The following is an 11,594-nucleotide window of genomic DNA, read 5'->3' on the forward strand; positions in this document are numbered from 1 at the left end:
TACTGTTATTAAGAAAGATGTATAACTCTAAATACTAAGTATGATATGAAAAGCATATGGAAAGTTATGTTGGCGGTTTGTTGCCTAGGTATGGCCATTGGTTGTGGAACAAACCCGTCGAAGAATGAAAATGTAAAGGAAACGCTACTGGCATTGGTGGTCAATGGTACGCAGCTGATGAATACCGAAGGAGACACGGTGGTATTGCACGGTGTCAGCTATGGCTGGCATCAGTTCTGGCCTCGTTTCTACAATGCCTCTTCGGTTGCTTATCTGGTCAATGACTGGAGCGCACAAGTGCTTCGGGCCTCTATGGGAGTGGATTTGGATAGCGCCTGTTATGTGAACAAGCCCGAGTTCGGTATTGAGTGTGTTACGAAAGTGGTGGATGCTGCTATCGAGAACGGCGTTTACGTCATCATCGACTGGCATAGCCACAATCTGCGGCAGGAAGAAGCAAAGGAGTTTTTCACTCAAATGGCTACCCGTTACAAAGGGGTTCCTAATGTTATCTATGAGGTTTTCAATGAACCGGTGGAAGACAGTTGGGAGCAGGTGAAGGCATACTCTGTGGAGGTTATCAAGACGATTCGTGCCATAGAGCCGGATGCCGTTATCCTCGTAGGTTGTCCGCATTGGGACCAGGACATCCATTTGGCTGCAGACGATCCTATTACCGGATATAGCAATATAATGTATACACTCCACTTTTATGCCAATACCCACGGACAGTGGCTGCGCGACCGCGCCGACTATGCTCTGGGCAAGGGCTTGCCGATTTTCGTTTCCGAATGTGCCGGTATGGAGGCAAGTGGGGACGGCCCCATCAATAAAGAAGAGTGGGGGAATTGGCTGGAGTGGATGCAGCGGCATTCCATCAGCTGGGTGGCCTGGTCTTTGTCTGACAAGGATGAGACTTGCTCCATGTTCTATCCGTCGGCTTCTTCCGAGGGAAACTGGAAAGATGCAGACATGAAAGAGTGGGGGAGAATGGTTCGTGACGAATTGACGACACTGAAAAAATAGCCCTTTAAAAACAATATGATTTAACCATTAATAATTAAGAAAAAAGAATTGTGCTTATGGAAGAAAAGAAGAATGATGCTGTGAAAACATGAATTGTTTGGAAGTAATTTTAAATGTCAACGCCTTGATTGCATGTCACGGTTTCTTGACTTACTCTCATTTTGTTAACTAAAAAAATCTTCTTTTGGGAGGTTTTGTGTTTGTTTTAAATCTAAGAAATGCAGTATGAATTTAAATTTTAGAAAGACAGCGCTGCTTGCGGGTATATGTTCGGTGTTCAGCCTGGGTTATACCCCTCAGCTTTTCGCAGTATCATCGGTGGATACCGTTGAGGCAGTGCAGCAAACAAAGAAAATTACGGGTGTCGTCAGCGATGCGATGGGCCCTATCATTGGTGCCAATGTATTGGAAAAGGGCACTACGAATGGTGTAATTACCGACATTGACGGTAATTTTGCCTTGAATGTGAAACCGGGAGCTACCATCGTGGTTTCCTTTATAGGCTATGTCAGCCAGGAAATAAAGATAACGGACCAGACAACGGTGAACATCACGTTGAAGGAAGACTCTGAAATGTTGGATGAAGTTGTTGTGGTAGGTTACGGTACGATGAAGAAAAGCGACCTTTCCGGTGCTTCCGTTTCCATGAGTGAAGACAAGATTAAGGGCTCTATTATTACCAACCTTGACCAGTCATTGCAAGGACGTGCTGCGGGTGTGACGGCTGTCAGCACTTCCGGTGCTCCGGGCTCTTCCTCTTCTATCCGTGTACGTGGTCAGGCCACTATCAATGCCAATGCCGAGCCGTTGTATGTAATTGACGGTGTGATTGTACAGAGTCAGGGACAAAGCGGTTCATCTTATGGTTTGGGCGATGCATTGGGTAATGGCTCGGTTTCCACCATTTCTCCGCTTTCCACCATCAACCCTGCTGATATCGTCAGTATGGAAATTCTGAAAGATGCTTCGGCAACCGCCATTTACGGTGCGCAAGGTTCCAATGGTGTGGTTTTGATTACGACCAAACGTGGTAAGGCGGGTGAGGCTAAGTTTACTTATGACGGTATGTTTGCCGTTCAACGCCAGACAAAGCGTCTGGATATGATGAATCTGCGTGAGTATGCCACTTATTATAATGATTTGGCAAACATGGGTGAAATCTCTGACCCTAGTAATTATTATGCCGATCCTTCTCTGCTGGGAGTAGGTACAAACTGGCAGGACGCCATCTTCCAGACTGCTTTGCAGCATCAGCACCAGATTTCGGCACAAGGTGGTACAGAGAAGATACAATACTACGTATCAGCTTCCTATATGGATCAGGACGGTACCATCATCGGTTCAAACTTTAACCGTTACAGCTTCCGTGCCAACTTGGATGCCCAACTGAAGAAGTGGTTGAAACTCGGTTTGACTGCCACCTATACAGCAACGGGTGATGACCTGAAACTGGCAGACAGTGATGAAGGTTTGATTAACTACTCGTTGACCACTCTTCCTGATATACCTATCTATAATCTGGATGGCAGCTATGCCACCGTTGTTCGCGAAGGCTATACGAATCCTAACCCGATTGCCCTTGCCATGATGGATGACATCCTGCTGGACCGTCAGAAACTGACAGGTAATATTTTTTTTGAGGTCACTCCGATTAAAAATCTGGTATGGCATGCCGAACTGGGTTATGACATCAGTTCCAGCAAAGGTGAACGCTACAAGCCGATGGTTGATTTGGGTGGATGGGTACGTTCCAGCAATGAAAGCAGTATCCAGAAGAACAGCAGTACATTCTGGCAATTGAAGAACTATGTGACCTATTCCGGAAACATAGGCGACAAGCATCATTATACGGCCATGGTGGGTTAGGAGTGCTGGGAGTCCAGCTATGACTTCACGAGTGTGTTCAATAGCGGTCTGCCTTCGGATGAAGTGCACAATCCGGCCTTGGGTACGGGAACACCGACTATCAACGCAGGTTTTGGAAGTTCGTCCATGGCATCTTTCTTTACACGTCTGACTTATAACTATGCCGACCGTTATCTGGGTACTTATACCTATCGTTATGACGGTTCTTCAAACTTCGGCCCTGAAAACCGTTGGGCAGGCTTCCATTCGTTGGCTGCTTCCTGGCGCTTTTCCAATGAAACGTTCTTTGAACCGTTGAAGAAGGTAATCAGCAACGGTAAGCTGCGTTTGGGATGGGGACAAACAGGTAATGCCAACATCGGTGGTTATGCCTGGGGTACATCCATGAATCGTATGCCTTCTGGTCTGGGTATGGGGTATCGCCCCTCCAATATACCGAACACTTCCATCAAATGGGAGTCTCAGGAGCAATGGAACGTCGGGGTGGATTTGGGATTCCTGCACGACCGTATCAACCTGACGGTAGAGTGGTATAAGAAAACTTCCAGTGATATGTTGATGCCGTTGCAATTACCTTCTTATATGGGTACTTCCGGCAATGGTTCTTCTGCATTGGCTGCTCCGAAAGGTAATTATGGTGACATAGAGAATACCGGTTTTGAAATCTCTCTGAACACGCATCCCATTACGGGTAAGTTTGAATGGGACTCCGATTTCCAGATTTCTTTCAACAAGAACAAACTGAAAGGATTGGCAGGTACAGCCAATGCCCAGATTGTAGGTTACGGACAGTGGACCGATGTAGTCAGTGTGTCCAGTGTAGGCGAATCACTTTATAACTTCTATGGATTTGTCTGTGATGGTGTTTACAAGGACCTGGAGGACCTTCAGACTTCTCCGAAACCTGCCAAGTACCCGGCAAACGGTGTATTTGACCGTACCAATACCGTATGGGTGGGTGATGTGAAATATAAGGATATCAGTGGTCCTGACGGTGTGCCCGATGGCGTTATTGACGACTATGACAAGACCAATATCGGTTCTCCGATGCCTAAGTTTACTTTTGGCTGGACCAATACTTTCCGTTACAAGAACTTCGACTTGTCCGTTTTCATCAACGGTTCCTATGGCAACAAGGTGTACAACTACCTTTCCATGAAGCTGACGCATATGAACTCTCCATGGACCAACCAGTTGAATGCTGTAAACGGACGTGCACAGCTTGTTCCTATCAATCCGAACAAGGTCTACGAAGATGGAACCATGTGGTATAATGATGTGTCTAACGTCATGGTGGCAAACCCGGGAGCTTCCATTCCACGCGCCACTATCAATGACCCGAATGACAACGACCGTATCAGTGACCGTTATATTGAAGATGGTTCCTATATCCGTCTGAAGAATATCTCTTTGGGATATACTTTCCCGAAAAAGACGATTGACAAGCTGGGGCTGAGCAACTTGCGTATCTATGCCAATATTCAGAACCTGCTGACCATTACCGGTTATGATGGCTATGACCCTGAAATTGGTGCCAGTACTTCAAGCGTCAATGTATATGGTCTGGACAACGGACGTTATCCGTCTCCTACAGTTTATTCATTCGGCTTGAACGTTTCATTCTAACACTTTAATTTGAAGAAAACATGAAAATCAGATATATTAAATATTGGGCGTTTGCAGCTGTACTCGGTATGGGAACAGTTTCATGCGAAGATTTCCTGGACCGTCCTACTGAAGATAATTATAACGAATCGAATTTTTACCAGAATGACGAGCAATGTGTGCAAGGAGTCAATTACCTTTATAACTCACCTTGGTATGACTTTCAGCGCGGTTTTATTAAAGTCGGTGAAATCTTGTCCGGAAATGTATACGAGGGAAACAGCCCTTACCTGAATTTTACGGTGAATGGTACGGATGAGAACCTTGTGAATATGTCCTATTCTTTGTGGGCAGTTATCGGTCATGCCAATACCGTATATACTCGTTTGAAGACGGCAAATGCGTCAGAAGCTGTGAAAAATCAGTGTATGGGCGAGTGTCTGGCATGGAAAGCCATGGCTTACTTCTATTTGGTACGTAGTTTTGGGGCAGTACCCATTATCCATGATAATACGGCTGAATTGAATTCCGGTAATTATAACTCCAAATTCAAGGTGGAGACAGCCGATGTGTACGAGTATATCATTATGACTCTGGAGAAAGCTATGGAATTGCTTCCGGCCAGAGGCGAAACGGGACGTATTGACCGTTATTGTGCCGAAGGTCTTTTGGCTAAGGTGTATCTGACCAAGAGTGGTCTTTCCGGTACCCGCAATGCGGATGATTTGGCAAAAGCGGCAGAATATTCCAAGGATGTAATTAATAATTCCGGTCGTAATCTGCTGGCCAACTATTCCGATGTTTTCCGTTTGGCTAACAACAAGAATGAAGAGTGCCTCTTCTCTTGGCATTGGTCAGCAGGACGTGACCCTTGGACACAGCAGAATACATTGCAGTCGGACTTGGCAATGGTGGGATTCGATGAATTTGGTGACTGCTGGGGCGGTTATGCCGGTCCGTCGGTTGATTTGCAGGATGCATTTGGAATTTCCGCTTTGGAAAGCCCTGAGACTCGTTCGGATACGGATACCCGTCGTAAGGCTACCATGATGATGGCAGGTGATGTATACAGTTATTTCTGGCAGGACAAGGGCGGATTCGATTATCTGCGGTTTATCTATGATGCCGAATATGGCAAGGGTGGCCCTAATGGCGATTATCAGTCTCCTACCGGTGCCAATCATGTGAAGCATCTTTATGGTAACAATAATGACCATCTATTGGGCTTGGGCGTATCGGCTGGTAATATGTACAGCGGCCTGGCAACCCATATCCTGCGCCTGTCCGATATCTATCTGGTATATGCCGAGGCGAAAATGGGACTGGCTACCTCTACTACAGACCAGAGTGCACTGGATGCTTTCAATGCAGTACGTGGCCGTGCCATTCCGGGAGTTACTCCGAAAACCTCCATTACTTGGGAGGACGTCTGGAAGGAACGTCGGCTGGAACTGGCTTGCGAAGGTGACCGTTGGTATGATTATGTACGTTTGGCATATTATGATTCCCAGCGTGCTATCAATGAGCTGAAGGCGCAGCGCCGTGATGTTTATTATAATCTGGGCACTACCTACAAAGCTTATTATGAGAATGGTAGTTGGACGGTAAATCCGGATGAAACTCGTTACAACCCGGATGCAAAGGCACCGAATGTAACAGTTTCCAGTTTTACATTGCCGTTCCCGACAGAAGACGTGGTGTTCAATCCTAATTTGATGAAAGACCCGGTACACGTAGATGTGCGTTCTGAATTCAGTTATTAATTTAATGCTTGAAAAGATGAAAAATAATAGATATACGAATTGGTTCTTCGCGGCAGTTGTTGTCGCAGCAAGCTTTTCCATGGCAGCTTGTGAGGATGAACCGGATAAATATGAGGTGGCAGGCGGAAAGCCTATTTTGAAGTATGTTCGTGTCCCTGATCCGGCTGCGGCAGATTCTTTGCTGACCGGGGCCTATATGGCGAATACGATTTGTCTGGTCGGTGAGAATCTGCGGAGTGTTTACGAGCTCTATTTCAATGACCAGAAGGCGATACTTAATACAAGTTACATCACTGACCATACACTTATGGTAGATGTTCCGAAAGAGATTCCTTCGGTAGTGACCGATAAGATTTATATGGTGACCAGAGCAAAAGATACCATAGATTATGACTTCAAGGTGTTGGTTCCGGCTCCTACCGTGAACTCCATTTCTTGTGAGTTTGCAAAGCCGGGTAGTGAGGTGACACTGATTGGTGACTATTTCATTGATGACCCGAATGTGCCACTGACCATTACGATGGCTGGTAATGTGGAAGTGACTAATATTACGAACATAACCAAGACTGCGGTCAGTTTTATTCTTCCGGACAATGCTCCTGCAGGCTATATCAACGTGAAGTCTATTTACGGTACCGGACGTTCCAAATTCCGCTATCATGATACCCGCAACATACTCTTTGACTGGGATGGCTCTCATGGCGGTATGGCTATTGCTCATGGTTGGCGTGATGGTAGTGCGGTATTGAAAGAAGCCGATGAAAATAGTATTGATGGTGCATATATTCGTTTTGCCGGGGAACTTAAAGGGGGAATCGGTGCTACTTGGGATGAAGAACATTTTTCATTCAATTACTGGCCGGAACCGTCTGCCGGTTATCCCGAACTTTCTGCACGTCCTGAGTTTGCAGAACTGCTCGAGGAGTATGGTGTCAATGGTTTGCAACTGAAATTTGAGGTGAATATTCCTTCTTCCAATCCGTGGCAGTCTTGTGCTCTGCAAGTAATGTTTACTGGTAATGATGTGGTGACGTATGCGACCGGAAACAATGCTTACTTTAGTGATACGAATGTGCCGCGAGGTTTATGGTTGCCCTGGAAGAATACGGGTTCCTATGATACGGGCGGTAAATGGACAACCGTTTCCATGAATCTGTCCGAGTTCAACAAGACGCATGAAGGCAATAAGTGTGATAGGGCTTTTGACAAGACTATGCTGACCGGATTGACATTCTTTGTCTGGGCAGGTGGTGTGGAAGGTAAGGATTGCAATCCGGTGATTATGATTGACAACATCCGTGTGGTACCTATTGAATAACCTTTTAAATAGAATACTGATATGAATAAAACATATAAATTTCCGGCACTGTGGATGATGTGCCTGATGCTCTTCAGTTGCTTGACGTTTACGGCCTGCGACAATGGGGATGATGAAGATACCAACCAATATAAAGGGGGAATCAGTCTGAATGTATTCGGACCGAGTCCCGTAGCTCGCGGCGGTGTACTCCGTTTCCTGGGCAGTGGCATGGATAAGGTGACTGCGGTTGCTATTCCCGGTTGCGACGATATAACAGACATCGAAGTGGTCAGTGATACGGAAATCCGTGTCACTGTACCCCAGACAGCCCAGCCGGGTTTGGTTGTCTTGAAGACACCGAAAGGGGATATTACAACAAAAACAGAGTTGACATTTACGGAACCGATTGCTTTAGAGGCTTTTGCACCGGCAGAAGTAAAGCCTGGTAGTGAATTGACCATTACTGGTGAATACCTGAACTTGATTAAAGAAGTGATATTTGCTGATGAGGTAACAGTGCCTGCTGATGAGTTTGTCAGTCAAAGCCGTCAGGAGATTAAAGTTATTGTTCCTGATTCTGCTCAGACCGGTAAGTTCATCTTGTCTGATGGAGCTGAAATCCCCAATTGGATTTATACTGAAGAGGAACTGGAGGTTACTTTGCCATCGGTAGAGGCTCCACTCGACCTGGTGGATAAGAAGCCAGGTGATATCATTCGAGTTTCTGGTAAAAACTTTGATTTGGTGAAGAAAGTACAGATGCCGAATGGGGATGAAGTTGAATTTACGATGACTGCCTCTTCCGAAGGAGATGAACTTACTTTTACGTTGCCGGATAATGTCTCGGACGGAGAAGTTACGGTACTTCCTGCTTCGGATGTAAAAGTTGTGGTTGCTACTGTTGTAGTAGCTATGCCTTCGAACGTAGTGGCTGTTCCTGCTATAAACTTGCGTGGTGGAGATATAATTACCCTGAAAGGTGCCAATATGGATTTGGTGACTGATGTAACGTTTCCTGGTGTAGAAGAAGTTGTAGGATTGGAGTCACAGAATACGACTGAAATAAAGGTCTTGATGCCGGCTGCGGCTATCAGTGGTGATTTGCAATTGAATACAAATAGTGGAAAAGCAACTGCCGTATCTATTGCAACGGCAAAGCCGGAAAACATTTCTTATAGTGCGGCGACGGTCCCGGCAGGAGAGGCTTTGACTGTCAAAGGAGTAAATATGGATGTTGTTTCGGCTGTTGTATTCAGTGGTAATGTGGAAGTTACCGTATCCGATGCCACTGCTACTGCCATTTCTTTGACTGTACCCACAACTGCCGAAACTGGGGCCTTACTCTTGAAGATGGCCAATGGTGAATCTGTAGAAGCACCGTCTCTGACAATAGAGAAACCGGTATGTGCCTATTTGCCGGCATTGCCTGACAAATTGGTTCGGGGACGAATTGTGGAACTTGAGATTGTTAATGCTGATAAGCTGACAAATGTATTGCTGAATGAGGCTTCAGTCCAGTATATCAATGATGCGGCTAAAGGGGTATTGATGCTGAATGTACCGGCTGAACTGGATGGAACTTATAGCCTGAAACTGATTTCTTCAAATGGTGAAATTGCTTATGATGTTCTTGTGGTTGCCAATGAAGAAACAGTTTGGGCTGGTCCGCTCAATATTAGTTGGGGCGATGGAGGACGTGTATTAGTACCGGCTGCATCTTTTGCCAAGGTAACGGCAGGTACTGTCATGAAAGTCTATTTCGATCAGAAAGACCAGACTTGGGCACAGGCTCAGTTTAACTATGGCGATTGGAGTGGCATAGCTTTCTCTTTGTTTGATACGACTATGGTACCGACAGACATTTACGGCTGGAGTTTCGAGAGCCGTGTGATGGAGTTGACATTGACTCAGGAGATACTTGATAATATTCAAGCTAAACAAGGAGATTGTGAAGACCAGACAAATGTAGGTATCATTATTCAGGGCAGTGATTTGACGTTTACAAAAATAACGATTGTAAATTGATGAATTGTGGCTTGAAGAATGTGACTATGGATGCCCTGATTAAGAACGAAATAAAATCATAATTAAGATGAAGAAACTGAATATAAAATGGATGCTCTCGTTAATAGCAGCTTTTATTTTTGCCTCCTGCGATACTGATGTCGATCATGATATCCCTGCAGTGGATGCACCGGTATTGGTGTCTACTACTCCTGAGAGTGGAGCTGCCAAAGTGAAAACGGGAGAAATCACCATTGAGGTGAAATATGACAAGAATATATTCTTTGCAACGGACAATCTGAGCGAAATCCAGTTTACCGGTGGTGAACTGATAAGTGCCGATGTGCTTGGCGCAAGCAATATACTGACTGTAAAAGTGAATGTTCCCAAGCGAGAGACGGCTTGTTCTCTTTCTATTCCTGAGGGAATAGTAACAGGACCGAACCAAATGCCTGCTCCGGCTGTATCGGTTCAGTTTTCTACTGTCGCTTTGGACAAGACACTGGTTGCCGCTACTTCGGCTAAAGCTGTGAAACTGTACAATTATCTATTGGATAACTTCGAGACGAAGACACTTTCTGCCATGATGGCCGATGTTGCCTGGAATACGGAAATGTCCGAAAAGGTGTACGGATGGACTGGAAAATATCCGGCTATCAACTGTTTCGACTATGTTCATCTGCCGGCATCTGTAGCTGGAGCAGACTGGATTAATTACGGTGACATTACTCCTGTTAAGGATTGGTCTGACAAAGGTGGCATCGTAGCTGCCATGTGGCATTGGAATGTACCCAAGAAAGTTGTAGGCGAAGCTTCTTCTACCCAAATATGGAAAGGAGAGACGGTAATGCCGGGTGATTGGAGTGGAAATGTACAGATGACGGATGATGCTGCAAAAGCTGTCTTTGCTGATGCGCAAGTGGGTCAGGTGATACGCGTGGCTGTGAAAGATGTGGCAGAGGGGGCGCAAGGTTCGTTCAAAAACAGTGGTTGGAGCGAGATTGCTTCAGGAACTGATTATTTTGACATATCCGGGGACTATACATTGTTGATTACCGAGGATATTTTGAAATCCCTGCAAGAAGGTGGTCTCATCATTGGCGGACATGATTATACAGCAGTTGCTGTTTATCTTGAAAGTAACGGTACAGCTCTTGACCCGAACAAGGATTATGCCTTCTATAAGGCAGATACGGAGTTTGACGCTGCCAATGCCACGGTGGAAGGCACTTGGGAAAACAAGGTATTTACCGAAGATTTGAAAAATACTGCCGCTTATTTGAAACTGTTGAGAGATGCGGATATTCCGATATTGTGGCGTCCGTTCCATGAGGCAGCCGGTGGCTGGTTTTGGTGGGGTAAGGATGCTGTCAGCTTTAAATCTCTGTGGATTGCTATGTTCAACTACTTCAAGGCAGAAGGACTGGATAATCTTATCTGGGTATGGACTACCGAGGGCAATGATGCTGATTGGTATCCGGGAGACCAATATGTAGACATCGTGGGACGTGATATTTATAATAAGGAAACTGCGGATTGTGTTTCAGAATATACTTCCATTGCCGGAAATTATGGAAATAAGATTGTTTCGCTGAGTGAATGTGGTACGGTCGGACTTATTTCCGAACAATGGGCATCTGGTGCGCGTTGGAGTTGGTTCATGCCGTGGTATGACGGAACAAATGAGGACGGCAGTCCGGTAGTCCATGCTGATGAAGCATGGTGGAAGGATGCTATGAACCAGGAATTTGTCGTTTCTCGTGATGAGCTTCCTTCTATGGAATAGCAATTTTTAATAATAAAATGGAAAGGGGTGTCTCTGGTTAGTATCGGGGCAACCCTTTCTGTTTTTTATAGCTTTTAGTTGTCTGTTGTGGAATTCATGCTTTATACTTTTAGGGGAAATAGTAATGGATGTTAAATGAGTGTCGTTATTTGATAAGATAGTATTATAAAGTTTGTTGTCAAAAGTCTACTTTTGTCAAGCCTGATTGAAATTTGATAATAATCATATAATGTTTAACCGTTAA

The 11,594-nt window shown here is 45.3% G+C and carries 5 protein-coding genes and 1 pseudogene; all 6 read left to right on the forward strand.

All coding sequences use genetic code 11. The annotated features are described in order from the left end of the window. Positions 1 to 45: 45 nt before the first annotated feature. The 6 genes and pseudogenes from DWY57_RS05410 (at position 46) to DWY57_RS05435 (ending at position 11,350) form a co-directional block, all read left to right on the forward strand. Positions 46 to 1,026: a glycoside hydrolase family 5 protein gene (locus tag DWY57_RS05410; RefSeq protein WP_119961432.1), complete on the forward strand. Its 981-nt coding sequence runs from the start codon at positions 46 to 48 to the stop codon at positions 1,024 to 1,026. A 225-nt stretch (positions 1,027 to 1,251) separates the two neighbouring features. Then, positions 1,252 to 4,518, forward strand: a pseudogene (locus DWY57_RS05415) (TonB-dependent receptor). A 20-nt stretch (positions 4,519 to 4,538) separates the two neighbouring features. After that, positions 4,539 to 6,260, forward strand: coding sequence for a RagB/SusD family nutrient uptake outer membrane protein (locus DWY57_RS05420; RefSeq protein WP_117601318.1), 1,722 nt, complete (start codon positions 4,539 to 4,541; stop codon positions 6,258 to 6,260). Between the two features lie 16 nt (positions 6,261 to 6,276). Next, positions 6,277 to 7,578: a glycan-binding surface protein gene (locus DWY57_RS05425; RefSeq protein ID WP_165491360.1), complete on the forward strand. Its 1,302-nt coding sequence runs from the start codon at positions 6,277 to 6,279 to the stop codon at positions 7,576 to 7,578. Between the two features lie 21 nt (positions 7,579 to 7,599). Then, the gene (locus DWY57_RS05430; RefSeq protein WP_119961433.1) at positions 7,600 to 9,585 is read left to right on the forward strand and encodes a hypothetical protein; all 1,986 of its coding nucleotides are present in this window, start codon (positions 7,600 to 7,602) and stop codon (positions 9,583 to 9,585) included. A gap of 67 nt (positions 9,586 to 9,652) precedes the next feature. Beyond that, positions 9,653 to 11,350 (forward strand): glycosyl hydrolase, encoded by a 1,698-nt coding sequence (locus tag DWY57_RS05435; protein WP_119961434.1) that lies wholly within the window; start codon positions 9,653 to 9,655, stop codon positions 11,348 to 11,350. The last annotated feature ends 244 nt before the right edge of the window (positions 11,351 to 11,594 follow it).

The sequence above is a fragment of the Bacteroides sp. AF25-5LB genome, from assembly GCF_003602965.1.
Classification (GTDB): Bacteria; Bacteroidota; Bacteroidia; order Bacteroidales; family Bacteroidaceae; genus Bacteroides; species Bacteroides uniformis.

Excerpts from the sequence above, each read along its gene's own strand:
- DWY57_RS05410 (WP_119961432.1), top strand. The coding sequence starts at position 46 with ATGAAAAGCATATGGAAAGTTATGTTGGCGGTTTGTTGCCTAGGTATG.
- DWY57_RS05420 (WP_117601318.1), top strand. The coding sequence starts at position 4,539 with ATGAAAATCAGATATATTAAATATTGGGCGTTTGCAGCTGTACTCGGT.
- DWY57_RS05425 (WP_165491360.1), top strand. The coding sequence starts at position 6,277 with ATGAAAAATAATAGATATACGAATTGGTTCTTCGCGGCAGTTGTTGTC.
- DWY57_RS05430 (WP_119961433.1), top strand. The coding sequence starts at position 7,600 with ATGAATAAAACATATAAATTTCCGGCACTGTGGATGATGTGCCTGATG.
- DWY57_RS05435 (WP_119961434.1), top strand. The coding sequence starts at position 9,653 with ATGAAGAAACTGAATATAAAATGGATGCTCTCGTTAATAGCAGCTTTT.